Source organism: Pseudomonadota bacterium (genome assembly GCA_022361155.1).
Lineage (GTDB): Bacteria > Myxococcota_A > Polyangia > Polyangiales > JAKSBK01 > JAKSBK01.
Genome location: JAKSBK010000095.1, coordinates 18,576 through 42,112, shown reverse-complemented (window position 1 = coordinate 42,112; position 23,537 = coordinate 18,576). Strand labels below are relative to the sequence as shown.

Sequence of the window (23,537 nt, the reverse complement as noted above, 5' to 3'; positions counted from 1 at the left end):
ACGGCCCGGCTCAAACCCGAGTGGCCAGTTCGTCGTTCAGGGCCCGCCGAAGAGTAACTCGTGTGTTTCGGCCCGGACACCGGCGTCCGAGGCGTGACCGCGCTTGCCCCGTTGGCGAAGCCCTCCAGCGCGAGAATTGCGCAAGAACCTGCGCTATCTGCCGTACGATCTTCTCCAACGGGGCGATCCAGCGGGCGGATCAGTAGTGCTTCATCTCGATTGTCTCGTATACTGGAACAGCCTTGTGAGCTAGCTTTGCACCGTTATCGGACAAGAGAGCTACGGTCCGGCTGGCGTGGAGCACGCAGCCGGACTTGGATTGGCGCAACCGTCGGGCGCAGGCTGACTGCCCTGAGCGCGCTGTTGCTCTGTGCGCTCGGTGGGCTGTCGGGGTTGCTCATGCTGAGCACGCCGGCTGCGGCGACCCCCCCTGTGCTGGGTACGTTTCGCATCGACGGCTACCGTCTACGACCCAGCATCGAGGCAGCCACCCGAGAGCGTACGTGGCTGCGACATGAGATTCTTCCGGGCGAGAACGTCCGGGACGTCGCCAAACGCTACCACGTGACCGCCGACGAGATCGTCCGCTGGAACGGCCTGAATGCTCGCCGCCCGCGGCTACGCGCAGGCCAGTTCCTGCGGGTGGGTGCCCGGGTGGTACCACCGGTACGCAAGCGCACGATCTACAAGGTACGCTTCGGAGACACCTGGGATGCCATCAGCGCCCGTTACGGGATAGACCGCAAAGAGCTGCGCAAATGGAATCGACGCGTTCCTTTTCGCTTTCGTGCAGGCCAGCGCTTGCAGGTTTGGACCAGCGCAGACCGCACCGGACCCAATCCCGGGCTGCCCCCCGCGCCTCCCGTCGCCCTGGGAAGCGACCAGTTGCTCAAGCCGGTGGCAAGCCGCGGGCGCAGCCTTGGACGCCCCGATCGCGGCAGGCTCAGGCGAGGCGTGCGGCTACCGAAGAACGACGTCCTTTATACCCGCAGGCAACCCGACCGCGCCTTCGGCTCGAGCCACACGGTCCGTAACCTGCAGCGGGCGGTCGCCGATTGGCGAAACGCTAGCAGCTACCGGGGAGCCTTGGTGGTCAGCGACATAAGCCGCCGGCGCGGCGGGCGCTTGTGGCCTCATCAGTCGCACCAGAGTGGCCGCGACGTGGATATCTGGCTGCCACTGAAAGAGCACCTGCCGCAGGGTACCCAGGCCCGACGCGCCTCTGAAGTGGATTGGCCAGCGACCTGGGGCCTGATCAAGGCGTTGCTCGACACCGGGCAGGTGCGCTACATCTTCCTCGATCGCAGGTGCCAGCGTAGGCTCTACCGAGCCGCCAGGGCCACGGGCATCAGCCGCGAACGTTTGCGCGAGATCGTGCAGTACCCCCGTTTCGCAAAAACGACCGTGGTTCGGCATGCCAAAGGGCACGACAAGCACATCCACGTGCGCTTTGTCTGTGATCCGGCCAATCGCCGCTGCCGTTAGCTGTAGCTAGACTAGCCAAGCGCTGTGCGTAGCTGCTCCGGCAGCCTGCGGGCTCGTCCGGTACGTAGATCGACGCAGGCGAGCGTGATCCGCGCCTCGAGGACCAGGCGTCCTTCGTGTTCCAGGTTCGTCTCTACGCACAGGCGCGCTGCGGTCAAGAGGCCGATCCAGCTCAGCGCGACCAGGGCATCCCCGCAGCGCGCTGGGGAACGGTACCAAAGCTGCGCCTCCACCACCGGCAGGCCAAGCCGCTGCTCGCGTTCCATGCGCGCGTAGCACAGTCCCCGTGCCTCGAGCAGATCGATGCGCGCAGCTTCGAGGTAGCGAAAGTACGCAGAATGATGCACCACTCCGCTCTGGTCGCTGTCCACGTAGTCGACCACGCGGCGATAGATGCTGGTTCGGGCCTGCGGGGGGGGCTGCATGGGTGCGCGTCTGCGCTCACGCCAGCTTGGCCTCAGCCAGCGCGACCACGCTATCCAGGTTGGTGATCTGCTCCAGTTCCTCCTCCGGGATCTTGATCCGGAAGGTCCGCTCCACCTCCGCCACGATCTCGATCGCCATCATCGAGTCGATGCCCAGGTCTTTGAATGGCTTGGAGTCGGGCACATCGTCGACCTCGCTAACCTCGGCAACGATGGCCCGTAGCTTCTCCCTCAGTTCTTGCCGGCCCATGCTTTCCCCTGGATCGTGCATCGCTCTTGGATCCGCCGTCTACCTGTCCGCGTCCTGCGCGCGCCCCGCTCAGCCAGCGTACACCAGCCTTGCCCTTGCCGAGTTGCCGCTGGTCAAGATCACGCCGTCCGAATCGGGCGCAAGCGCCGCTCTACCAGTTCGAGCAACTGCCGGACGGTCTGCACACCCACCAGGTTGTCATCGGGAATGCGTACCTCCAGGGTACGTTCCATCTCACCGACCAGCTCGAGCATACCCAGGGAGTCGATTCCCAGATCCTTGATCGCGGCGTCCTCGGCCACATGGCTGAAATCCTTCTCCGCGATCTCGCTCGCCATGGATCGAAACATCTCCAACAGCTCAGCCCGAGTCATCTCCGCTCCTTCTCTCCATGAGGCGCGCGCAGCATGCCTTATACGCGCAAACCCCCCCGGTCGTCCACGCAGATTGGCTCGTTCATGACACTTGACTTTGGCGGCGTTTCGGTACCCTGGGACCCATCAGCAGCAAGGTTGCAGCCGGGCGATCGCCCATGGACCGCACCGCGCTATAGCAGGCGCGTGCCGCAGCGCCACCTGAGCTCGCGGGAGCTGGTCGGCCTGACCTTGGCGCACCACCTTCGTGCCGGAAGCTGGTGACCGATGCGGATCAGGGACCGTGCTCCTCGAGCTTCCCCTCCTCGAAGAGCTGCTTGGTCTTGCGTCGCTGAACTTTTCCGCTGGTCGTCTTGGGTAGGGCACCGATCCGCACGGCGCTGACGCGAGCAACAGCCAGCCCGGTGGCCTCGGAGACCCGGGCGGCGATGGCCTCGCGCAGCCGTTGCGCGTCCGCAGAGGCACACTCCGCCGCCACGACGAGCCGCTCCTCGCCGTCCTGCACCACACCAAACGCGATCGCGTTGTCACGCCGAACGCCCTCAAGACTGCTCACCAACCATTCGATGTCCTGCGGGTAGTAGTTCGCTCCGCGGACGATAATGAGGTCTTTGACGCGCCCACAAATGTACAGATTGCCGCCCGCCAGGTAGCCGAGGTCGCCCGTGTGCAACCATCCGTTTCTGAAGCTGGCAGCGCTCGCCGCTGGATCGTTATGGTAGCCCGGGCTCACGCTGGGACCCCGCACCACGATTTCGCCTACCTGCCGATCCCCAAGCTTCCGGCCCTGCTCGTCGACGGTACGCAGCTCATGGCCCGGAAAGGGCCGGCCGCAGGAAACCAGCTCGGTGCTTTGCGCGACACGCTCGCTTTGCGTCGCTCGCCCAGCCCTGAGCGCCACCGAATCGACGCGGTCGGTAGCCAGGGGCGTGCCATGCGGATGAAAAGTGATCGCGAGTGTTGCCTCCGCCATGCCGTACGACGGCAGCAAGGCCTCGGCTCGAAAACCGGTCGGCTGGAGGCGCCGGGCAAAGGCGCGCATCGTGTCGGGGTTGATCGGCTCTGCCCCGCAGCCGGCGACGCGTAGACAGCTCAGGTCCAAACGAGCCAGATCGCGCTCGCGCAGGCGCTTGGCAGCCAACCCGTATGCGAAGTTCGGGGCATAGGTGATCGTGCCTCTGACGCTGTGAATCGTTTCGAGCCAGCTGCGCGGATTGCGCGCGAAGGCAGCCGTGGGCAGGATAACCACCGGGATATCGCAGATCAGCGTGCCCAAGATGAAGCCGATCAATCCCATATCGTGAAACAGCGGCAGCCAGCTCACCCCAAGATCGTCGTCGCGTCGATCGAGCCCCGAAGGCCCCAGGAAATCTCGGGCATTTCGGACCAGGTTGGCATGCGTGATCGTCACGCCTTTGGGCAGCGCCGTGCTGCCCGAGGTGAACTGCACAAAACATGGATCTTGGGGGGTCACCCGGGGTAGGGCGACGTCCGCTTGCGGTGCACCCGCCAAGTCTGCCTCCACACTGAGCAACCGGGGCGCGAAATCTTGGCCATCCCACAACTCCCCAAGGAGCGAGCGGTTGCGTTCCATCACGACGACAGCCCGCGCTCCGGAGGCCCGACTCACATGGCGCAGCGTGCCAAGGTGGCCATCGACCGCTCTGAGCAAAGGGGTTGCGGATACCGGGACCGGCACCAGACCGGCCACCACCGCACCAAGGAAGCTCAGCACGAACTCGTCTTCCTGAGCAACGGCGACGACGACCCGGTCACCCTTGCGCAGGCCGTGCTGTAGCAACAGCGCGGCGCGGCGCTTGGCTTCGGCGCGGATCGCTCGTTGGGGGTAGTTGCGCTCCTGCCCCTGCGGGTCGAGGAAGCGGAAGCCTCGCTCGCTGTCGTTGGGCAGCTGCTCGAGCGCGGAAACGAGCGTCTGTGCTGCGGGCTGGGTCACGCCATCACAACGCGGTCGCATGGACCGGCAAAGCAACGCCCATCGACCCTGCGGCGGCGCCTCATGCTCGGTCCCAGGTTTCGGGTGGGCGCACTATCTATGGGCAGGTTCAGGAGCTGTCAAGCGCGGCAAGCACCTTGGATTTAGGCCAATCGGCCGATGCGCCTTGCTTGCGCAAGGTGTCACGATTGGCTAGAAGCTGTCACGTGCGCTCATAGGTCCACTCGCATGGGGCGAGTCTTTGTTACCGGTCTGGGGGTTGTTAGCTCGCTGGGTCTTGGACGCACGGCGTTCTGGGATTCCATGGTGGCGGGACGCTGCGGCTTCAGCCCGATCGAGACCTTCGACACGCGCGGCCTCGACCGGTGCTTTGCCGGGGAGGTCAAGGGCTTCCGGCCCCGTGACTTCCTGACCGGGGCCGAGGCACGCCGGATGGGCCGCTGCTCCGCCTTCGGGCTCGCGGCGGCGCGCATGGCCGTGGAGGACGCAAAGCTCGACAGCGGCCTGCTCGCCGGCGAGCGCACCGCGGTCGTTGTAGGCACCACCATGGGTGAGGCCGATATCATCGGAGAGCTCGAGAGCACATGGTTCCGCGAGGGCGTGGAGGCGGTGGACAAAGGCAAGATCCCCCGATACGGCACGACGCTGCTGCCGATTCACATCGCTCGGGCGTTTGGCGCGCAGGGCATGGTTCAAACACTGCCCGCGGCATGTGCGGCCGGCAATTATGCCATTGGTTTTGCAGCGGACCACATCCGCGCCGGCCGTGCCGACGTCGCCATCAGCGGAGCCAGTGAGATCCTGCAGCGTCTCGAGTTCGCTGGCTTCGTGCGCTTGGGGGCTATGGCACGGCAGCGTTGCCAGCCGTTCGACAAGAACAGAAAGGGCCTCATCCTGGGTGAGGGTGCGGCAATGCTCATTCTGGAATCCGAGCGTCACGCGGCCGCACGCGGAGCTTCACCGCTCGCCGAAATCGGCGGCTGCGGGCTCGCTTGCGACGCTCATCACATCACCCGCCCGCACCCCGAGGGCGCCGGGATCCGCACAGCAATGCAAGCCGCCATCGACGAAAGCGGACTTGCCGTGGATGAAGTGGACTTCATCAATGCACACGGCACGGGTACCCACGCCAACGATCGCATCGAGTCGCGCGTGATTCGCGAAGTGTTTGGCGAGCGCCCCGTTCCCGTAAGCAGCATGAAGGGCATGCTGGGTCACTGCATGGGTGCCGCTAGCGCGCTCGAAGCCGTCTCCTGCGTGATGACGGTGCAAACTGGCGTCTACCCCCCCACGGTCGGCTACGAAACGCCGGACCCCGAATGCGACATCAACCTGGTGGCGAACCAGGCTACTCGGGGACCGAGCGGTGTGGTCTTGAACAACGCCCTTGCCTTTGGTGGCTACGATGCGGTGCTCGCGTTCGCCCGCGCGGGTCGCCTGCCCGAAACGGCGTTGTCCTAGGGCCCGGAAGAATAACCCATCCACTTCGCCGGTTCCGACCACCGCTGGCCATGTTGCTCCTCCTCGAAGTATCCCCAATACTCCTCGTCGCGCCTCGCCAGCGGCGCCCGGTCCTCGCCGAAACACACGAGCTATTCTTCCGCGGGCCCTTGACGCACCGGGTGCCCTGGTGAAGCTATCCGTCACCGGACTGGGCGTCGTTGGCCCCTTGGGCGTGGGCCGAAGGCGGTTTTTCGAGCTGCTGCGAGGCGGGGCCGCGGCCGAACATGCGTTTGGACCTCCACTGGACGTGTTGTCGCCGCAGCACGCCGGCAACACGCTTGCGGCGCAGGTGCGCGACTTCGACGCGGGCTCCTACCTGGGACGCAAAGGCTTGCGTAATTTCGATCGGCTGACGAAATTCCTCATCGTCGCCGCCAAGCTCGCACTCGAAGACGCCCGCATCAAGCGCAACGGTTCGCACCTCACGGGCTCACCCGAACGCGTGGGCGTATGCTCGGCCACGGCGTACGGTTCGCTTGACGCGATCACCGAGCTGAATCTGGTAGCCGAGTTCGAAGATCCTCGTTTTCTGAATCCCAATCGATTCCCGAACACGGTGATCAATTCGCCTTCCGCCTACGTGGGTATCTGGGAGAACCTGCGTGGGCCGAATGTGACGATCGTAGACGGCAACTGCGGGGCGCTCGACGGCGTCCTGAGCAGTCAAAACCACCTGGCTCACCATCGAGCCGACATGTTCCTTGTGGGCGGCGGCGAAGTGCTGAGCGAGCCGTTGTACCTGGCCTTCCGCAAGCTGGGGGCACTGGCGGAGCAACCGTCCGGTTTCGCGCCCGGCTCACCGGCCAGCAAGGGTATGCGGCTGGGTGAGGGCGCCGTCTACTTGTGCATCGAGCCTCCAGAGGCCGCCAAAGCCAGAGGCGCCTGCATCCGCGCCGAGATAGTGGGCTATGGCGCCGGCTTCGAGCCGCCTCCTTCGGAGGCCTCGCTCGTGCACGTGTCGAAGTCGGCGATCTTGCGGGCGCTTCGCAACGCGCTCGCAGACGCCTGTCTGAGCCCGCAGGACGTGGACGTCGTTTGCAGCGCGGCTTGCGGCATTCCGCATTTCGACTCCACCGAGCTGAACGCCGTTGAGGAGTTTTTCGGAGCCGACATCAGCACCGCGCTGCCAAAGGCCCTGTTGGGAGAGACCCTGGGCGCGAGCGGGGCGTTTGCGCTTGCCACGGTGCTGGCCTGGTTCGCGGGCGCACCCGTGGTGCCGCTCGTCGGACGCGCGCTGCGCTCGCGCCCGCGCACCGCGGTCGTCATCACGCTCGGCTACTATGGCAACGTCTCGGTCGTGGTCGTACGACGCTGCGAGCAAGAGGGTCATGAGCTGGGCTGACGACAAGGCACGTTCGCAGCTGTCGCGCGTGCGCGACGCACAAAGCCGTCAAGTCTACCCGTTCTTCAGGCCCTTCGAAAGCGGGGGATTGCATACCACGATCCAGGGCAAACCGATCGTCAACTTCAGCTCCAACGACTACTTGGGCCTAACCACGCATCCTCTGGTGAAGCAGGCTGCCAGAGCCGCGGTAGATCGGTTCGCGTGCGGGCTCAGCTCGTCGCGTGTCCAGGCCACGACTACAGCGCATGTGGAGCTCGAAGAACGCCTCGCGGCCTGGTTCGGTTACGACAGGGCGCTGATCTTCACAACCGGCTACCAGGCCATGGTCGGGACGATCATGTCGCTGGCTGACAAGGACACGACGATCGTCCTCGACAATCTGAGCCATGCCTGCATCTTGGACGGTACCTTTCTGGCGGCAGGTACTCCCGGCCGGCAACCGGAAGTACGCTTCTTCAATCACAACTCCGCTCGCTCGCTTGAACGCTGCCTGAGGACCAGCGATCGCCCCAACGCTTTGGTTCTCGTGGAGGGCATCTATTCCCTCGACGGGGACATGGCCCGACTCGCCGAGCTGGTGGAGGTTTGTGAACGCCACGACGCCGTGTTGATCTGCGATGACGCCCACGGGACCGGGACGCTGGGAAGGCGGGCAACCGGTGTGATCGAGCATCTGGGCTTGCGCGGGCGCGTTCCGATCAGCGTAACCACGTTTTCGAAGACCTTCGGCGCAATCGGGGGCGTGTTGCTCGGCACGATCGATGTCGTCGAGCACGTGCAACACTACGCTCGCTCCTTTCTGTTCAGCGCGTCGTTGCCCGTGCCGCTCGTAGCCACGGCGTCCGTGATCTTGGACATGTTGGAGGCAGAGGGGGAGGCCTTGGTGCAGGAGTTGCACGAAAACGCGCGCTACATGCGCAGCAGGCTGCTACAGATTGGCTTCGACCTCGGCATCAGCGACACCCACATCATGCCCGTCATGTGCCGGGACGAGCGCAAGGCGCTGTTCATGCACATGGCCCTGCTCGAAAACGGTGTGATGATGGTGCCCATCACCTATCCGGGGGTCAAGCAAGGCGAAGAACGGCTCAGGCTCAATGTCACACGCGGACACAGCCGCGAGGACATGGACAAGGCGCTCGAGCTCCTGGCGGCCTACGGTGAAGCCTTCTATGTGTTGTCGGGAGAGGATCTCGGACCGATGGAGCCCTAGTCCTTTACGTGAGCCAAGGCAGCTAGAGTATGGCGGGATCCGACGGCGCGAGTCGTCGAGCCTGCTCCAGCCGGGCCAGCGCGTTGTCGAGGTGCACCCGATCCCGCATCTCCCGCGCCAACCAGCGCTGCAGGGCACGCGCGCGACCACGGCGCGCCGGTCGTGAATCTCCACTCGGTGGATGAGCGTGGGCGATCCGGCACCGCGTGACCCAGCCAGCGTGCTGCTGCCTCGCGCGCGAGAACGCCTTCAGGTGAGCCCGGGCTTGAGCGACGAGCACGTCCGCTCTGGCGTGCGCAGGGCTGTTGACGCGCCGCCAGAGCAAAGAGCAGGGCCGAGGGGTGGTCGCTTGCGGAGCATCCTGCGAGCGCGCCGGCATCGGCAACGTGATTAGGGCTACGCAGGTAGCGAAATTCCACACGGAGCGGGCCCATGACGCGAGCCGGGCAAAAAGACCGCCAAGGCGGTCGCTGCCTGCCGCCACGATGGGATACCTGGCAATCCCTCGGTTCATGCCACGCTGCCCAGCATGGCATACATGCATCATCCGGTCGCACCCCGAGGTAGCCGGAGGCGACGAAGCGGCAAAGTTCGCTCCCGGGTGGGCCCATAGATGCTTCGGTTCGCCCGCGCGTGCGCTACACTAGTCAAATCTGTGGGTCGATCAGGTTCCTCCAGTGCCGGCGCCCGTACCCTGCGGCGACTCGTTAGCCAAGGACAGCTGACACAGGCGCAAGCAAACGCTTGCGAGCAGCATGCCTACAACTTCGGGTGCGGGTTGGACGACGCCATCGTAGATTTGGGGATCCTTCCCGAGCTCGAGCTGCTCAAGATCCTGGGCAAGCTATGCCGGACCCAGTTTCTGTCGACCTCCAAGCTCGAGCGGCTTCGTCTGAGCCCGGCCCTGCTCAAGCTGCTACCTGCGAAGGTCGCGCACGAGCTCGGGGCGTTTCCGGTGCGCTACGACGGCGGCCAGCACACCTTGTTCGTACTGGTGAACGACCCAACGGACCTGGAGCTCAGCAAGCATCTTCAGTTCGCGAGTCGCGTCAGGCGCGTCAAGCTCCTGCTTGCTCGCACGGGCGCCATCCGCGCGGCGATTGCACTGCATTACGACGGCGACCGAGCGGCCTTCCGCAACCTGGAGCGGTACGCGGGCTCGATGGACAGTTCGGCGTCCTTGTCGCTCCCGGCCGCTCCCTGGGTCTCGACGCCCACCAAGGGCCCGGACCATCCTATCCCAGCCGCCGACACGGATCGCGGGCCGTCCTCGGAGCCCCCCCGGGAGCTGCCGCGCGCCGTGCCCATCGCACCGGTGGCTGGTCCGGGCCTGGACACGGCTGCGCAGGCGCCGGCGGGACTTCCAGCGCCCGTCGCCGTCTTGCTCGGTGGTCAAGAGGCGACGGTTCCGGTCTCCGTCCTCGATCGCCGAGCTCAAGGCTTGGCGCCGCTGCCACCTGCCGGGGTAGCCCCTGAAGCCGCGGCTCCTCCCGAGGCAGCAGCAGCCGAGCCCGCCCGCATCGATAGCGCGGTTGCCACCCACGACGCGGCAGCGACGCGGGCGGTCCCACGCCACGACTACCTCGAGACGCTCAATGTGCTGGTGACGTTGCTCGAGCAGGACCGGGACGAGCTCCGGGGCCACTCCGCGCAGGTCTGCAGGATCTGCAGGCGCATGGGTGAGCGGCTCGGTTTGTCCGGCGAGGAAGCGGACGCTCTTCTGACTGCCGCCTACCTGCACGACGTTGGCAAGAGCGCCAGTCCTCACCTGACTGCGTTCAACGTCGCCCAGTACGACAGCCACAACGCGCGCGCTCGCAAGAGCTACCTCACGCCGATCAAGCTGTTCGAGTCCGTGCGTCTGCCCAAGAGCGCGATCAAGTCGCTCATGCACCTGTATGAGCGCTACAACGGCACGGGCTTTCCGGATCGGCTGAGCGGCTCCGGGATTCCCCTTGGGTCTCGAGTGCTCGCCATCGTGGAGAGTTACACCGACCTCACGAGCCGTGCACGCAACCCCGCCGGCAGGAAGCTCTCGGCGCAGGAAGCGTGGGAGCAGCTGGCCGAGCACGGGGGCGTGCTGTTCGATCCCAATCTGATCGATCTGTTCCGTTACGTCGTGTTGGGCGACGATCTGCGCGCGAAGCTCCTTTCCGGCAGCGGCAGCGCGCTGCTCGTGGAGCCGGATCCGGAAGAGGCTACCGTGCTCGAGCTGAGGCTGATCGAACGCGGCTTCGACGTCACCGCTGTGCGCGACTCGCAAAGGGCGCTTCAGGAAATGGCTGGCACCGACTTCGATGTCATCGTCAGTGAAGTGGAGCTCTCGCCTCGAGACGGCTTCGATCTGCTACGCAAGATCCGTGAGACGAAAGGGACTGCGGAGGTACCGTTCATCTTCTTGACGCGGCACGCATCCAGCGCGAGTGTGCAAAAGGGCTTCGAGCTCGGGGCCGCCGACTACATCACAAAACCCTCGGCTGCGGACGTAGTAGCGCTGAAGATTCAGCAGGTGCTCGCGAAGCCCAAAGACCGCAAGGGCAAACGCGGCGTCAGTGGCTCGCTCAGCGAGATGTCGTTGCCCGACGTGGTCCAAATCCTGTTTCACGGACGCAAGAGCGGACGGCTCTCGATCTCGGCCAACCGCCAGAAAGGCAGCATCGACTTCAGCGAGGGGCAGATCTTTGGCGCGTGCTTCGGCGAGCTCACCGGAGAGGAGGCGTTCTACGCCATGCTCGTGCTCACGAGCGGCGAGTTCGAGCTCGATCCCCACGCTCAGCCCGATCAACGCATAATCCAGCTGCCTCCAGAGAGCCTGCTCCTGGAAGGCATGCGGCGTCTCGACGAAGCCAACCGTTAGGGTTTTGGCGCCGGCGGCCAGACCTGAGGGTCCCGAGCGCCGGCGCCTGTGGATGCGACTACCAGGTACAGATCTGGGAGGGGTTATTTCCACCGCCGCCGAACGGCACCGAGCGGCAGCGCATGCCCAAAGGACACTGGCGGCCGAACGTGCAATCCAGGGCACAGCGCCCACCACCGATGTCCTGACAAACCGGAACGGCGGGATTCGGGACCGGAAGTGCAAAGGGTGCTGGCGGACACTCCGCGTTGCTGCTGCATGGGTCGGCGCACCACGAACCCGTGCTAGCGCTACGCCGGCAGCACACGTCGTTGTCCCGGCATTGGCCGTTGGGCCGGCAGAAGCCGCCTCCCATGTTGGGATTCCGCGTGCACTGGGCGTACTCTGGGCAGTGCCCGGGGAGCGCACAGAAACGACCGCAGTTGATCTCGCCAGGCGGGCAAATGCACTGGCCACCCTCGCAGTGTGCGCCCCGCGGACACCGGAATCCGCACATACCGCAGTTAAACGGGTCGGTGTCTTCCCAGTTGGGTGTGCTCAGGCGGCAGCCCTCTGCCGTCTGCACCGAGCCGCCGCCGCAGAATTGGCGCCCTGGCGGGCAAGGTAGGCACTGGCCGTTGAGGCAGTCGCCACCGGACGGGCAGGCGTTGTTGCAGATGCCGCAGTCCTGCGGGTTCGTCATCGTATTGACGCAGCCGTGAGGGCAAGCGGTCAGGCCGGGCGGACACTGGCAGACACCGCCGGCGCAGGTGGCGCCCGATGCGCACGCCGTGCCGCAGGTTCCACAGTTGAGCGGATCGGTGAGCAGGTTGGCGCAGGTGTTCAGGCCCACCGTGCCGGGACCGCCCGGGGTGCACGCAACGGTTGGAGGCGGGCACAAGCACTGGCCGTTCAGGCACATGCTGCCGGGACCGCACTCGTTGCCGCAGCTGCCGCAGTTCATGGGGTCGATGTTGAATCCGCCGTTTACGCAGCGCTGCTGTGAGCCTCCGGGGCCCGGCGGATTGAAGTTGCAGGTCTGTCCGGAGCAGGTGCAGGTGCCGCCGATGCACAGCGCGCCTGGATCGCACTGGTTGTCGCATCCACCGCAGCTGAGCGGATCCATGTTGAGGTTTGCGCAGCCAGTATTCGGGCAGTACTGCTGCCCGGGCGCGCACTGGCACTGGCCGTTGGCACAAAACCCTCCCGGCCCACAGGGCTGGTTGCAGCCACCGCAGTCAAAGGGGTTGTTCAGGAAGTCCGTGCACTGACCATCGCAGACCTGTTGGCCTGGAATCGCGCACTGGCACTGGCCGCCGACGCAGATTTCGCCCACCGCGCAGGAGTCCCCGCAGCCGCCGCAGTTGAAGGGATCCGACTCGAAGTTCGTGAAGCAGGCCTGGGTCGCAGGGCCGGGTGGGTTGCACTGCTGGGTGCCGGGAGGGCACTGGCACTGCCCGTTGACGCAAACGCCGCCCGGACCGCAATTGATGCCGCACGCGCCGCAGTCCGTAGGCGATGTCAGCAGATTCGCGCAAGCGTCGACGCAGTCGACGCTCCCCGGTGGACACAGGCATGCGCCTGCTATGCATCCCGCGCCCGGCTCGCATATCACACCGCAGCCGCCGCAGTTGAAGATGTCCTGGTTGTAGTCCACGCACTGGCCAAAGCACTGCAAGGTGCCTGGAACCAAACATGCCCCGGTCAATGGATCGGGCGGCGTGCCCATGCCCGCAGGGCCGCCGATGCCGCCGAAGCCACCCGGGCCAACGACAGTACCGCCCACACCGGCGCCTACTCCGGCTACACCCATGCCGCCAAAGCCACCGCCCTGGCCACCCAGACCGATCGTGCCGCCCTGGCCACCCAGACCGATCGTGCCGGCCCGGCCGCCTACACCAATCGTGCCGCCTTGGCCGCCCACACCGATCGTGCCGGCCCGGCCGCCCACACCGATCGTGCCGGCCCGGCCGCCCACACCAACCGTACCGGCCTGCCCTCCGGTCCCGGCCGTCCGTACGGGCGTGTCGCCGCTGCATGCCGCCAGCGGCAGGATGAGCGCTGCTCCAACCCCCCGAAGCAAAGAAAAGCTCAATCGCATGTCCACACCTATTATTGGGTCCCTAGTTGGGTCTATGGGTCTTTGTTGGTCTGTCTGCTGTGCTGGTCGGGTCTATCTGCGCCGCTACCTGCCGCTTCCCTATTAAGAGACTCGGCCGGCGCACTTTGGTCGGAGTCCTTCACAGCCGGTTCGCCGCACGGCTTCCATCCCTGCCTCCATCCCTTGCAGTCGTTCAACAGGGGTCCGCTTCATGCCTCCACGCTGCGCAGGTCCCGCCCGATGCGCAATGCGGTCCACTTGGGCCTCCAGACAGGCGCACCAGCTTGTCCTTGTACACGTAAACCCAGCGTTGGCACAAGACTCGTTTCCTGGCGCTGCCTGTCTCGTTCGCCCCACGGTCATCGGAGCGGAATGGGCGGAGGAGGAGGGATTCGAACCCCCGGTACCCTTGCGGGCACAACGGATTTCAAGTCCGCCGCCTTCGACCGCTCGGCCACTCCTCCAGGGGAGGGCATCCAATCTCGCGCTAGCCTGGCTGTCAAGCAGCGGTGAAGCTGCTCGGGCTCGAAGCTGGTGACCGCCGCAGGTTAGCTCGGTGTGCTCGAGCCCGCACGCGGGGTAGGTCTACAGGCTAGCTGTGCGGCAACAGCCTATATGTGGGTCAATGGCCCGATTCAAGGGGTGCGTGCCGCGACCGTTGTGCGCGTGGGTGAGCAACCTGATCGACCGGCACCGCCCATTGCCCCGGGCTCGGAGTGAACGGCGCAACGGGCCCGACTTCATGAGCAGGTTCGGCAGCTGGTGTGTGGCCACAGGCTGGCTGTTCACCCTGGCCGGCATCCTGCTCTGGCTCAGCGCAAGACCGGATGAGCCGACCATGTTCGATCGTTTCCTGGGAAACGACCCCCCGGCGCACTGGGACACCGGTCGAGTCGAGCTCGCCTTTCCCTTGATGATCATGGGCCTGCTATCGTGCCTGCTCGCTTTCGCCACAGCCTCGGCGCGCATGAAGCGACGAAACGACCGCTACGCCGCATCGCTGATCCTGCTTTGCGTTACGACAAGCATGGGCCTGATCGCTCACTTGTTGTTCACTAGTGTCCTGCGTCCATGATTTCGTACCTAAGTCTGCGAGCGATTGGCGTCGCTCGGGCCGGCGAATCGATCCCGGAATAGCAGCGCTATTTCAAGGAGATAGTCAAAAGGACGGTCGCTGGCTCGAGCGGCGTCAAGGGCCGATGAATGGTGTGCGAGATTTGGGATGCAGGACATTAGGACTGGATAGCGATGCCCATAACGCTTACCTGCACGCGCCGGCCATGGCCATGGAAGCGGTGCTCGAAGAGGTAGATGCCCTGCCACGTCCCCAGCGCGCAGCGTCCGCTCTCGACGGGCATGCACAGCGATGTCGCCGTGAGCACACTCCTTATGTGAGCCGGCATGTCGTCGGCTCCCTCGGCAACATGACTGAAGAGCGGGTCACCGTCGGGAACGACGCGCGCGAGAAAGCGCTCGAGATCGCCTCGCACGGCAGGATCCGCGTTCTCGCAGACGATCAGCGAAGCGCTGGTGTGCTGGACGAACAGGTTGCAGATACCCTGCGCAATGCGCGCTTCCCTCACCACCTGTTGAACGCGCTCGCTGATGTCGTAGGTCCCTCGGCCGGGTGTCTCGAACGTCAACGAGGCGGCGTGAAACGACAGCGCGGCAGACGCCTTCATCCTCACACTCCCCTGGCATCTGCTCCCCAGATGAGCTTATGCAGTTGTAGCTGCACTCGAACCTCGAGGCCGTCCTTTAGGGTCCACTCCACCAACCTGCGCGGCTCGAGCACGCCGTGCACTGCGCTGAGCAGCACCTCGCCCACCCGCTGCTCGAGCTTCTGGTTTCGAATGATGTCGCGCGCCCACACATAGTCGCGCCGATCGGCCAGCACGAACTTGATTTCGTCCTGTTTACCCAGCAATGCCAGGTTCTGCCAGCGATTACGTGCCAGCTCACCGCTGCCAGGGGCCTTCAAGTCCATGATCCGACGCACGCGTGGATCGACCCCGCTGAGATCGCGCTCTCCGCTGGTCTCGAGCAAGACGGTCCTGCCGGCGTCGCACAGCTCCCGCAGCAGATGCACGCAGCCGGCCTGAAGCAAGGGCTCGCCACCGGTGACCTCGACAAGCTCTGTGCCCAAAGAAAGCGCCCTCTCGCGCACTTCGCCGCGCTGCAGCCGCGTGCCTCCGCTAAACGCCTCGGGCGTATCGCACCAGATGCACCGCAAGTTGCATCCGGTCAACCGCACGAACGTGCAGGGAAGCCCCGCAAGACTCGATTCGCCCTGAATCGAGCGGTAGATCTCGTGCACGATCAGCATGTCTTCGTTCATTGATGTGCCGATCCGGGAGCGCGCATAGGCCGCCTTACGCCACGGCCGCTGCGGCTCGCAATCCAGGAGCGAAGGGGCATGCGCCGCCAACCATCTCGGGTCCGTCGGATTGTAGTAGGAAGTGTGGGTCCAGATGACTAGGATGGCGCGCATGGTTGCCGGCGTCTACCAGGGGCTTCTCATCCTGCACGTGCTATGCGCCATGGTTTGGTTTGGCGGAACGTTGGGCCTCGGCCGGGAGGCGCGCCAGGCGATACAGCTCGAGCGCAGCTACGCTCGGCTGCGTATCGCTGAGATCGTTCGCAGCCACCGTCGCGCCGCCATCGCGGCACTCCTCGTCCTCGTGAGCGGGGTGGCAATCGCGTTGATCACCCCGGGAGGCTTCGGGGCACTCGGCGTGCGCTACCACATCGCTCTCAGCCTGACGCTCGCATGGGTGCTGCTCTGCCTGGGCGCAGTTCGCTCGCTGCTTGGCAGACTGGCGCGGGAACTGGACGGCGAGCGACCTCTGGTCGAGGCGGCCCGCATGGTGAGACGTCTCGCCGGGCTAATGGGAATGCAGCATGCGCTCTTTGGAGCCTGCTTGGTGCTGATGCTGTGGCGCTTGTAGTCGAGGACCTCGCATGACCAATTCAGCGACCCTGCGCGAGCTGTATCCGCAACTGCGGCCTTACCAGACGGGCCGGCTGCGTGTGGACGACGAGCACGAGCTGTATTTCGAGGAATCGGGCAACCCCCGCGGTAAGGCCGCGTTGTTTGTGCACGGCGGCCCGGGCGGAGGAACCAATCCCCGCCAGCGCCGTTTCTGGGATCCTCGCCACTACCGGATCGTGTTGTTCGATCAGCGCGGGTGCGGTCGAAGCCAGCCACACGCGTCGCTGCACAACAACACGACATGGCACTTGGTCGCCGATATCGAACGACTGCGCGAGCACTTGGGCATCGAACGCTGGCAAGTGTTCGGCGGCTCCTGGGGCAGCACGCTGGCGCTCGCCTATGCGCAGGAGCACCCCAGCGCGGTGAGCGAGCTCATCCTACGCGGCGTCTTCCTGCTGCGCCGCCACGAACTGCACTGGTTCTACCAGCAGGGTGCGAACCACATCTACCCGGACGCCTGGGAGGCGTTCGTCGAGCCGATTCCCGAACCCGAACGGGACGACCTGATGCGCGCCTACTACCGTCGCTTGACGTGCGACGATCCGGTCGTACGCCTTCGCGCGGCACGTGCCTGGAGCATCTGGGAGGCATCCACAAGCAGCTTGGTCGTGGTTCCCGACGTGCTCAAGGACATGGCGGCGGAGAACTTCGCTTTGGCCTTCGCGCGCATCGAGTGTCACTACTTCGTAAACGAAGGCTTCTTGGGTTCGCCCAACGCGCTGATCGACAACGTGGATCGGATTCGCCACCTGCCCGGCGTCATCGTGCACGGTCGCTACGACGTGGTGTGTCCCATGCAAGCAGCCTGGGACCTGCATCGTGCGTGGCCGGAGGCCGATTTCCGAATCTGCAAGCGATCGGGACACTCAGCCTTCGAGCCCGAGATCGTTCACGAGCTCGTATCCGCTACCGATCGCTTTCGGAACTGACCCGGAACTTCGTCGCGGGTCAAGTGTGCTCGCTGCGCGAGCGTGCCGCGCACCGGCGCCGCTGGCGCAATCCTCCGATTCGCGCGATGCAGCAAGGCGCGCGGATCTGCCGGCGTTGCAGACTGGATCCGTCGCGTCGAGCCGACAAAAGCGCTGGCGCCGCCGACAGGGCTGATCTACAACGTCGCCGGGCCATTAGCTCAGTTGGTAGAGCAGGGGATTCTTAATCCCTTGGCCGAAGGTTCGAGTCCTTCATGGCCCACCAAAGCCCGCGTCGCCACGGCTTTGGTGCGCCTTGCCAGCGCCGCCAGCCCTCGACGACAATCGACAGCCACCCGTGACCGGGAGTCGCGGCTCCGAGGCGCAAAAAAGTCGAAGGGGATTCGGTGGTGAGATCATGATGACCAAGAACGGAATTGCCAGCACTGCCGCCCTGACCCCGCAGGACCAAGCCACGCTGTTGCAGATCCTCGCCGATGGCGGGTTTATGACCGCGATGCAGATGGGGTTTGCCTGCCCTCCGGCACCCCAAGACGTCGGCGTCACGTACACGTGGACGCCGACTTCGGGCCGGCCCCCTGTCAACAACGTCACGGGTTGTGCGTTGACGAACCAGCCCCTTGCTGGACCCGAGCGAATGGCCAAGGCGGCCTACGACGTCGTGAGCAAGTACTGATACTGGTCGGCGGGCCGCTGTCAGCAACCGAACGCCGGTAACACCACCACCTGCATCATTCGGCCTTATCCCGCTGAGCATCGCTGCCAAAGAAGGTCCGCGCCAGGCACCCCCCGAGGTTGTCCTGGGTCAGTTGGCCAAACAGGAAGGCGCCAACCAGCGCGCCAGCGAGCACGATCAGCACGAGCTTTACCACGAAGCCCCGATCTCGCCTCAACGCATGTTTTTCGAGTTCTGCCACAGGCTGCTACCGTGCCGGGGCTCCGACCGATTGGCAAGACGGGACGACGTGTCGTGCATCCGGGCATCTGGGCTCACCAACGCACGACCCCAGGCACCGCCGCAGTCTGCATCAAAAAGGCTGTGCATGATTGCGTGGCGCGTGCCGTAGCATTACATCTATTTGCATCGGAGAGTGGTGATCAATGGCTACAACCGTCAGGATGCCGCAGCTCGGAGAAAGCGTGGTTGAAGGTACGGTCGGTAGATGGTGTGTGCAGGTAGGCGAACGCATCGACAAGGACCAGGTCGTCGTCGAGATCCTCACCGACAAGGCGGATAGTGAGCTACCGTCTCCGGTGTCGGGTGTACTTGCGAAGATCGTAGCCGAAGAAGGTGCGACGGTCGCGGTAGGCGACGTCCTATGCGAGATCGACTCGGAGGCCGCTGTCGCCGCTGCACCGACGTTGCAAGCCGCGGCCACACAGCCGGTACCTGAAATGCGTGCCGACCCGGGAGGACGTGCGCCTGAAACGTCGGCACCTAAACGACCCCATGGTGCAACGGTCACGGTTGGCGGGTCCGGCCTGGCGGCCGATACCATCACGTCGAGCTTGGAAGCGGGCAACGGTTCCACACCCAGGGCCTCGACCGAGGCACTCGCCGCTTCGCCGGCCGTGCGCAAGATGGCACGTGAGCACGGGGTCGACCTGGGCGAGGTGCGAGTTACGCGCGACGAGGTGCTTCGCGCTGCACAGGGATTGGCGCGCATCACCTCCTCGGGCACTGCGGCGGCCGAGCGTGCGCGCCCGTCGTCCGGTGCCTTCAAGGTAGAGCCGTATATCGAGAAGACCGGCGACGAGATCGTACCGTTTTCTCGCCGGCGCAGGATCATCGCCGACCACATGGTGTACTCGCAGCTTACGGCGCCGCATGTCGTGACCGTGGCCGAGTGCGACCTGCAGCGCACATCGAAGCTGCGGGAAGGCCACAAGGCGCAATTCAAGCGGGAAGGGCTATCGCTCACGTACCTCGCCTTCGTAGCCACAGCGGTCGCAGGCGCGCTGCGCGAGCACCCCATCATGAACGCCCGTGTGCTCGACGATGCCTATGTGCTGCTTTCGGGCATCCACCTGGGCATCGCTGTGGAAACGAGCGAAGGCTTGGTCGTGCCCGTCGTGCGCAACGCAGATGACTTGACCGTGCGCGGGATGGCACGTGCTGTCGATGACGTGGCCAAGCGGGCCCGCGAGGGCAAATTGACTCCCGATGACTTGGCGGCAAAGACCTTCACGATCTCGAATCCCGGCCGGCTCGGCAACCTGTACGGCGCCGCGATCATCTCGCAGCCGAACGTAGGCATCCTGCGCATCGGCGAAATCAAGAAGCGTCCTGTAGTGGTGGAGGTGGACGGTGACGACGTAATCACCATTCATCCCGTGATGCACATGGCACTGTCATACGACCACCGCATCGTGGACGGCGTCGCGGCGAACGCATTCCTGAATCGCATCGGCGAGCTGCTGGAATCGGGATCTTTCCAGGTCTAAGGGCGCCGGCGCGCCCGGAGCATGCGGTTGGAATCGCCTAGAACCGTCCATGCAGCTGCATTGCGAGCTTGCGGGGACCCACCTCGGGTGCCAAGCGCACCATCGCTTCCTCGGTCTCGGGTTGGGCCTTCCAGCACCAATAGGCCGCAATGCCCGCGGTCACGACCGAAGTTCCGAGCAGCACGTCCGTGGTGATGGCAAGCATGCGGGCGTTGTCCGCCGAGTTGACCGCATCAGCCCAGGCTTTGTCCTGCTGCGCCGTGGGAAGCGCGGGATTGCCCGCATCGGGATACGAGCTCTCGAATTTGCGGTTGAAGTAGACCGCCAGCACGCCCGTGGCGATGCTTGCGGTGAGCAACGTGCCCGTGATACCGGTCATCCACCAGATCTCGGTCCTGTAGTCCGGCGCTGGCTCGGCGTCGAGCGGCGGCAGCGGCTCGGTGGGGCGGAGCGGCGGCTCGGCCGCCAACGGGGCCGGCGGCGCGGGTGCGGCAGCCGGCGGTTGTGGCGGGGGTAAAGCCGGGCTCGGCACGACTACCGGTGCCGGCGCGGGCGCAACCGGCGCAACCGGAGCCGCTGCCGGCGCGGGCGCAACCGGAGCCGCTGCCGGCGCGATGGGCGCCGGAGGACCCGCGTGTGCCGGCTTCACGGGGGTTGCCACAGCAGGCTTTGGCGGAGCCGGTGCGAGCGTGGGCGCCGGGGCCGGCCGCGGTGGAACCGTGGGCGCTTGCGCGCCGATCATGGCGAGCGCGAGGTTGACCTCGGCCCTCTTACCGCCTTGGATGACCACCTCGCGTCGCTCTGTAACGTACCCGGGATGCTCGATCACCACGCGGTGTGTGCCTTGAGCAAGCTCGACCGGGTGCAGCACCGGTGCCCGCAAGACCTCGTCGTCGTCGATCCGAATGTGCGCACCGTCTGGAACGACCTGCAGCTCCAGCGAGCCGATGCGCTTGCGCAATCGCCGGACGGCCGCCCTCACCTCGCGACGCTGTCGCGAGCTCGCTTTTCGACCCATGTCCCGGAGAAAACGCTCGAAATGGAACACGGCTTGCAGCGGCTTGTCGAGCTTGTCGTAGCAGTTGGCCATGTTGACGTGCACGGCGGGATGCGGCCTGATCCGGTACGCCTCCTGAAACGAAAAAAGAGCCGTCCCATAACGGCCAGCGTCATACGCCTCCAGGCCCGCGGTGAACAGCTGCCCCGCCCTGCGCTGCAGCTCCGCGGCGCGGTCCTTCTCTTGCTGCTCCGCCTGGCTCGCCGGCGTGGTCTGAGCCCTTGTGATGCCCGCGAGCAGCATCCCCGTACAAAACACGGCTGCAAGGCGCATGATCATGATCGCTCTCCTGAACAAACGTGGCGCTCAGCGCTTCTTCGCTGAGCATACTGGCTGGATACCACGGCCACGGCAAAAGGTAACTGTTCACGGGGTAACCACGCCTGCGCGACGGCTTCCCAGGCGTTTGCTGGGGCGGCTTTCGTCCTCGCCATCGCTCGCTGGCGAAAAACGCAGCGGCGGCCGCGCCAAGGCCGGATCGCGCGACAGCGGCCCGCCTTGACAGCAGCGCACCCACCCGCCACGCTGGCGCCGCCGGAACATCGTACTAGCGAGGGTGGCGGAACTGGCAGACGCGCCAGATTTAGGTTCTGGTGTCCTATGGATGTGCGGGTTCGAGTCCCGCCCCTCGCACTGCCCGCGTGGCGCGCCGTGCAGGGGCCGCCACAAGCTCGAACATGCGAAGGTCCGGTTACCGTCCCGCAGCGATGCTAGACGGGCCATCATGGTAGCCGTGTCGCCGCCGCCAGACCAAACAGCGAAAGCGGGCCTGCAGGAGTTTCTCGGAGTCTTCCGCTACTCCAAGCGCGCCGTGGAGCTGGTCTGGTCGACCAGCCGACTGCTTACCGTTGCGTTGGCGACCTTTACGCTGGTCGCGGGCGTCCTGCCTGCCGCGGTCGCCTGGGTCGGCCAGCTGATCGTGGACGCGGTAGTGGCGGCCGCAGGAACAGCCGATCCCGAGCTGCGTCCTGTTATGAGGTTCGTGGCCTTGGAGGCCGGCATCGTCGTGGTCCTCACGGGCGCCCAGCGTGCGATCGGCGTCTGCCAGTCCCTGCTGCGGGCGATGCTGGGACATCGCGTCAACGCGATCATCCTCGAAAAAGCCCTCACGCTCGATGTCAGCCATTTCGAAGATTCCGAGTTCTACGACAAGCTGACCCGAGCCAGACGGGAAGCATCCACCAGACCGCTAAGCCTGGTGATGCGCACCTTTGGGCTGGTTCAGAACGCTATCTCGCTCGGCAGCTACGGTGCCTTGCTGTTTCGCTTTTCGCCTATTGCGGTGCTGGTGTTGTTCACGGCTGGACTGCCGGCCTTCGTCGCGGAGACGCGCTTCGCGGGAGACGCATTCCGGCTCTTTCGGTGGCGTTCGCCTGAAACCCGCAAACAAATGTACCTGGAGACGGTGCTGGCTCGCGAGGACTACGTCAAAGAGGTCAAGATCTTTCGACTCGGGCCGCTCCTCCTCGAACGCTACCGCGACATCTTCACGAAGCTCTTTGCCGAGGATCGTAACCTCACTCTGCGCCGCGGAATCTGGGGCTACGCGCTCGGACTCGTTGGAACCCTGGCGTTCTACGGCGCCTATGGCTGGGTCGCCTGGGCCACGATCGAGCGCCAGATCACCTTGGGCGAGATGACGATGTACTTGCTGCTCTTCAAACAGGGCCAGGCCGCAGTGGCTGCCAGCCTATCGGCCATCGGTGGCATGTACGAAGACAACCTGTATCTGTCGAATCTGTACGAATTCCTCGACCAGCGCGTCGAGCGACCCACCGGCCATCGGTTGCAGGGGATCGAACCCAGCTTGGGCATCGAATTCGACGATGTGAGCTTCACCTATCCGGGCAGCGATGGCCCTTCCCTCAGCCACGTCTCGTTTGCGCTACGCCCGGGCCAGAGTCTGGCCCTGGTGGGCGAGAACGGCTCTGGAAAAACCACGCTTATCAAGCTCCTGGCCCGCCTCTACGAGCCCAGCGAGGGGCAGATCCGCATCGACGGGCTCGATACCAGGCAGTGGGACGAGGAGTCGCTGCGCAAGCGTATCTCGGTCATCTTCCAGGACTTCGCCCGCTACCAGATGCTCGTGGGCGAAAACCTGGGCGCCGGCGACGTCGAGCGCTTCGACGACGAGGCGCGCTGGAAGTACGCGGCCGACACGGGCATGGCCGCCCCTTTCATCGAGCGCTTCCCGGATCGGTACCGAACACAGCTCGGCCGCTGGTTCAAAGGGGGCCGCGAGCTTTCCGGCGGCCAATGGCAGAAGGTTGCCTTGTCCCGCGCTTTCATGGCGGGCGGCGCGGACATCCTGGTCCTCGATGAGCCCACCGCGGCCATGGACGCGGAGGCGGAAGCCACGGTCTTCGACCACGTGCGCAATCGGGCCAGCGGCAAGATGGTCGTTCTGATCTCGCACCGCTTTTCAACTGTGCGCTCGGCCGATCGCATCGTCGTCCTCGACCGTGGCACGGTGATCGAGGAAGGCTCCCACGACGAGCTGATAGCTCGCGATGGGCGCTACGCGCGCCTGTTTGCGGTACAAGCCGAGGGCTACCGTTAGGGCCCGTCCAAGAATAGCCGGTCGAGACCGGCCGCGCAGGAGTGCTGGGCTTCACGGGCTTCACA

Annotated in this window: 21 protein-coding genes and 3 tRNA genes; 13 read left to right on the top strand and 11 right to left on the bottom strand. The window is 65.2% G+C overall.

From position 1 onward, the window contains the following. The first annotated feature begins 255 nt into the window (after nt 1–255). Entirely contained in the window at nt 256–1,485 is a 1,230-nt protein-coding gene (locus tag MJD61_02955) for a penicillin-insensitive murein endopeptidase (protein ID MCG8554237.1), read from the top strand. Between the two features lie 11 nt (nt 1,486–1,496). Here MJD61_02955 and MJD61_02950 read toward each other — a convergent pair whose 3' ends face one another. The 4 genes from MJD61_02950 to MJD61_02935 all read right to left on the bottom strand — a co-directional run bounded on the left by MJD61_02950 (nt 1,497) and on the right by MJD61_02935 (nt 4,488). Continuing rightward, nucleotides 1,497–1,910: an acyl-CoA thioesterase gene (locus tag MJD61_02950; GenBank protein ID MCG8554236.1), complete on the bottom strand. Its 414-nt coding sequence runs from the start codon at nt 1,908–1,910 to the stop codon at nt 1,497–1,499. A 16-nt stretch (nt 1,911–1,926) separates the two neighbouring features. Then, on the bottom strand, nt 1,927–2,181 hold the full coding sequence (locus MJD61_02945; protein MCG8554235.1) for an acyl carrier protein: 255 nt from the start codon (nt 2,179–2,181) through the stop codon (nt 1,927–1,929). Between the two features lie 98 nt (nt 2,182–2,279). Further along, on the bottom strand, nt 2,280–2,534 hold the full coding sequence (locus MJD61_02940) for a phosphopantetheine-binding protein (protein ID MCG8554234.1): 255 nt from the start codon (nt 2,532–2,534) through the stop codon (nt 2,280–2,282). Between the two features lie 274 nt (nt 2,535–2,808). Beyond that, complete coding sequence (locus tag MJD61_02935) at nt 2,809–4,488, bottom strand: fatty acyl-AMP ligase (GenBank protein MCG8554233.1); 1,680 nt, start codon at nt 4,486–4,488, stop codon at nt 2,809–2,811. A gap of 228 nt (nt 4,489–4,716) precedes the next feature. On the opposite strand from MJD61_02935, the gene MJD61_02930 reads away from it, so the two are divergent. The 3 genes from MJD61_02930 (at nt 4,717) to MJD61_02920 (ending at nt 8,549) form a co-directional block, all read left to right on the top strand. Next, on the top strand, nt 4,717–5,949 hold the full coding sequence (locus tag MJD61_02930) for a beta-ketoacyl-[acyl-carrier-protein] synthase family protein (GenBank protein MCG8554232.1): 1,233 nt from the start codon (nt 4,717–4,719) through the stop codon (nt 5,947–5,949). Nucleotides 5,950–6,118: 169 nt separating this feature from the next. Continuing rightward, entirely contained in the window at nt 6,119–7,333 is a 1,215-nt protein-coding gene (locus tag MJD61_02925) for a hypothetical protein (GenBank protein MCG8554231.1), read from the top strand. Next, the gene (locus MJD61_02920) at nt 7,320–8,549 is read left to right on the top strand and encodes an aminotransferase class I/II-fold pyridoxal phosphate-dependent enzyme (GenBank protein ID MCG8554230.1); all 1,230 of its coding nucleotides are present in this window, start codon (nt 7,320–7,322) and stop codon (nt 8,547–8,549) included. The genes MJD61_02925 and MJD61_02920 overlap by 14 nt, the downstream gene beginning before the upstream one ends. A gap of 22 nt (nt 8,550–8,571) precedes the next feature. Here the strand turns inward: MJD61_02920 and MJD61_02915 are convergent, their stop codons facing one another. Continuing rightward, complete coding sequence (locus MJD61_02915) at nt 8,572–9,063, bottom strand: hypothetical protein (GenBank protein MCG8554229.1); 492 nt, start codon at nt 9,061–9,063, stop codon at nt 8,572–8,574. 141 nt (nt 9,064–9,204) lie between these two features. On the opposite strand from MJD61_02915, the gene MJD61_02910 reads away from it, so the two are divergent. Further along, the gene (locus MJD61_02910) at nt 9,205–11,406 is read left to right on the top strand and encodes a DUF4388 domain-containing protein (protein MCG8554228.1); all 2,202 of its coding nucleotides are present in this window, start codon (nt 9,205–9,207) and stop codon (nt 11,404–11,406) included. 58 nt (nt 11,407–11,464) lie between these two features. Here MJD61_02910 and MJD61_02905 read toward each other — a convergent pair whose 3' ends face one another. Both MJD61_02905 and MJD61_02900 read right to left on the bottom strand, forming a co-directional pair. Next, nucleotides 11,465–13,486 (bottom strand): hypothetical protein, encoded by a 2,022-nt coding sequence (locus MJD61_02905; GenBank protein ID MCG8554227.1) that lies wholly within the window; start codon nt 13,484–13,486, stop codon nt 11,465–11,467. Nucleotides 13,487–13,863: 377 nt separating this feature from the next. Continuing rightward, nucleotides 13,864–13,950, bottom strand: a tRNA-Ser gene (locus MJD61_02900). Nucleotides 13,951–14,111: 161 nt separating this feature from the next. Between MJD61_02900 and MJD61_02895 the strand changes: the two genes are divergently transcribed. After that, nucleotides 14,112–14,561, top strand: a complete 450-nt coding sequence (locus MJD61_02895; GenBank protein MCG8554226.1) for a hypothetical protein — start codon at nt 14,112–14,114, stop codon at nt 14,559–14,561. A gap of 157 nt (nt 14,562–14,718) precedes the next feature. Here MJD61_02895 and MJD61_02890 read toward each other — a convergent pair whose 3' ends face one another. Further along, nucleotides 14,719–15,168 carry a secondary thiamine-phosphate synthase enzyme YjbQ gene (locus MJD61_02890; protein ID MCG8554225.1) on the bottom strand — a complete coding sequence of 150 codons (450 nt, stop codon included), beginning with the start codon at nt 15,166–15,168 and terminating at the stop codon, nt 14,719–14,721. Between the two features lie 2 nt (nt 15,169–15,170). Next, entirely contained in the window at nt 15,171–15,824 is a 654-nt protein-coding gene (locus tag MJD61_02885) for a radical SAM protein (protein ID MCG8554224.1), read from the bottom strand. A 133-nt stretch (nt 15,825–15,957) separates the two neighbouring features. On the opposite strand from MJD61_02885, the gene MJD61_02880 reads away from it, so the two are divergent. The 4 genes from MJD61_02880 to MJD61_02865 all read left to right on the top strand — a co-directional run bounded on the left by MJD61_02880 (nt 15,958) and on the right by MJD61_02865 (nt 18,086). Then, complete coding sequence (locus MJD61_02880; protein MCG8554223.1) at nt 15,958–16,434, top strand: hypothetical protein; 477 nt, start codon at nt 15,958–15,960, stop codon at nt 16,432–16,434. A 13-nt stretch (nt 16,435–16,447) separates the two neighbouring features. Next, complete coding sequence (pip, locus tag MJD61_02875) at nt 16,448–17,410, top strand: prolyl aminopeptidase (protein MCG8554222.1); 963 nt, start codon at nt 16,448–16,450, stop codon at nt 17,408–17,410. Nucleotides 17,411–17,599: 189 nt separating this feature from the next. Next, nucleotides 17,600–17,675 (top strand) — tRNA-Lys (locus MJD61_02870). A gap of 132 nt (nt 17,676–17,807) precedes the next feature. After that, nucleotides 17,808–18,086 (top strand): hypothetical protein, encoded by a 279-nt coding sequence (locus tag MJD61_02865; protein ID MCG8554221.1) that lies wholly within the window; start codon nt 17,808–17,810, stop codon nt 18,084–18,086. 55 nt (nt 18,087–18,141) lie between these two features. Here the strand turns inward: MJD61_02865 and MJD61_02860 are convergent, their stop codons facing one another. Then, nucleotides 18,142–18,327: a hypothetical protein gene (locus MJD61_02860; GenBank protein ID MCG8554220.1), complete on the bottom strand. Its 186-nt coding sequence runs from the start codon at nt 18,325–18,327 to the stop codon at nt 18,142–18,144. A 184-nt stretch (nt 18,328–18,511) separates the two neighbouring features. Between MJD61_02860 and MJD61_02855 the strand changes: the two genes are divergently transcribed. Next, nucleotides 18,512–19,855 (top strand): 2-oxo acid dehydrogenase subunit E2, encoded by a 1,344-nt coding sequence (locus MJD61_02855; GenBank protein MCG8554219.1) that lies wholly within the window; start codon nt 18,512–18,514, stop codon nt 19,853–19,855. 37 nt (nt 19,856–19,892) lie between these two features. Here the strand turns inward: MJD61_02855 and MJD61_02850 are convergent, their stop codons facing one another. Further along, the gene (locus tag MJD61_02850; GenBank protein MCG8554218.1) at nt 19,893–21,191 is read right to left on the bottom strand and encodes a PEGA domain-containing protein; all 1,299 of its coding nucleotides are present in this window, start codon (nt 21,189–21,191) and stop codon (nt 19,893–19,895) included. A gap of 271 nt (nt 21,192–21,462) precedes the next feature. On the opposite strand from MJD61_02850, the gene MJD61_02845 reads away from it, so the two are divergent. Both MJD61_02845 and MJD61_02840 read left to right on the top strand, forming a co-directional pair. Continuing rightward, nucleotides 21,463–21,545, top strand: a tRNA-Leu gene (locus tag MJD61_02845). Between the two features lie 91 nt (nt 21,546–21,636). Then, nucleotides 21,637–23,472: an ABC transporter ATP-binding protein/permease gene (locus MJD61_02840; GenBank protein ID MCG8554217.1), complete on the top strand. Its 1,836-nt coding sequence runs from the start codon at nt 21,637–21,639 to the stop codon at nt 23,470–23,472. Nucleotides 23,473–23,537 lie beyond the last annotated feature (65 nt).

Coding starts and splice junctions, on each gene's coding strand:
- MJD61_02950 (MCG8554236.1), bottom strand. CDS start 1,910: ATGCAGCCCCCCCCGCAGGCCCGAACCAGCATCTATCGCCGCGTGGTC.
- MJD61_02945 (MCG8554235.1), bottom strand. CDS start 2,181: ATGCACGATCCAGGGGAAAGCATGGGCCGGCAAGAACTGAGGGAGAAG.
- MJD61_02940 (MCG8554234.1), bottom strand. CDS start 2,534: ATGACTCGGGCTGAGCTGTTGGAGATGTTTCGATCCATGGCGAGCGAG.
- MJD61_02930 (MCG8554232.1), top strand. CDS start 4,717: ATGGGGCGAGTCTTTGTTACCGGTCTGGGGGTTGTTAGCTCGCTGGGT.
- MJD61_02920 (MCG8554230.1), top strand. CDS start 7,320: ATGAGCTGGGCTGACGACAAGGCACGTTCGCAGCTGTCGCGCGTGCGC.
- MJD61_02915 (MCG8554229.1), bottom strand. CDS start 9,063: ATGAACCGAGGGATTGCCAGGTATCCCATCGTGGCGGCAGGCAGCGAC.
- MJD61_02905 (MCG8554227.1), bottom strand. CDS start 13,486: ATGCGATTGAGCTTTTCTTTGCTTCGGGGGGTTGGAGCAGCGCTCATC.
- MJD61_02895 (MCG8554226.1), top strand. CDS start 14,112: ATGGCCCGATTCAAGGGGTGCGTGCCGCGACCGTTGTGCGCGTGGGTG.
- MJD61_02890 (MCG8554225.1), bottom strand. CDS start 15,168: ATGAAGGCGTCTGCCGCGCTGTCGTTTCACGCCGCCTCGTTGACGTTC.
- MJD61_02885 (MCG8554224.1), bottom strand. CDS start 15,824: ATGAACGAAGACATGCTGATCGTGCACGAGATCTACCGCTCGATTCAG.
- MJD61_02880 (MCG8554223.1), top strand. CDS start 15,958: ATGACTAGGATGGCGCGCATGGTTGCCGGCGTCTACCAGGGGCTTCTC.
- pip (MCG8554222.1), top strand. CDS start 16,448: ATGACCAATTCAGCGACCCTGCGCGAGCTGTATCCGCAACTGCGGCCT.
- MJD61_02865 (MCG8554221.1), top strand. CDS start 17,808: ATGATGACCAAGAACGGAATTGCCAGCACTGCCGCCCTGACCCCGCAG.
- MJD61_02855 (MCG8554219.1), top strand. CDS start 18,512: ATGGCTACAACCGTCAGGATGCCGCAGCTCGGAGAAAGCGTGGTTGAA.
- MJD61_02850 (MCG8554218.1), bottom strand. CDS start 21,191: ATGATCATGCGCCTTGCAGCCGTGTTTTGTACGGGGATGCTGCTCGCG.
- MJD61_02840 (MCG8554217.1), top strand. CDS start 21,637: ATGGTAGCCGTGTCGCCGCCGCCAGACCAAACAGCGAAAGCGGGCCTG.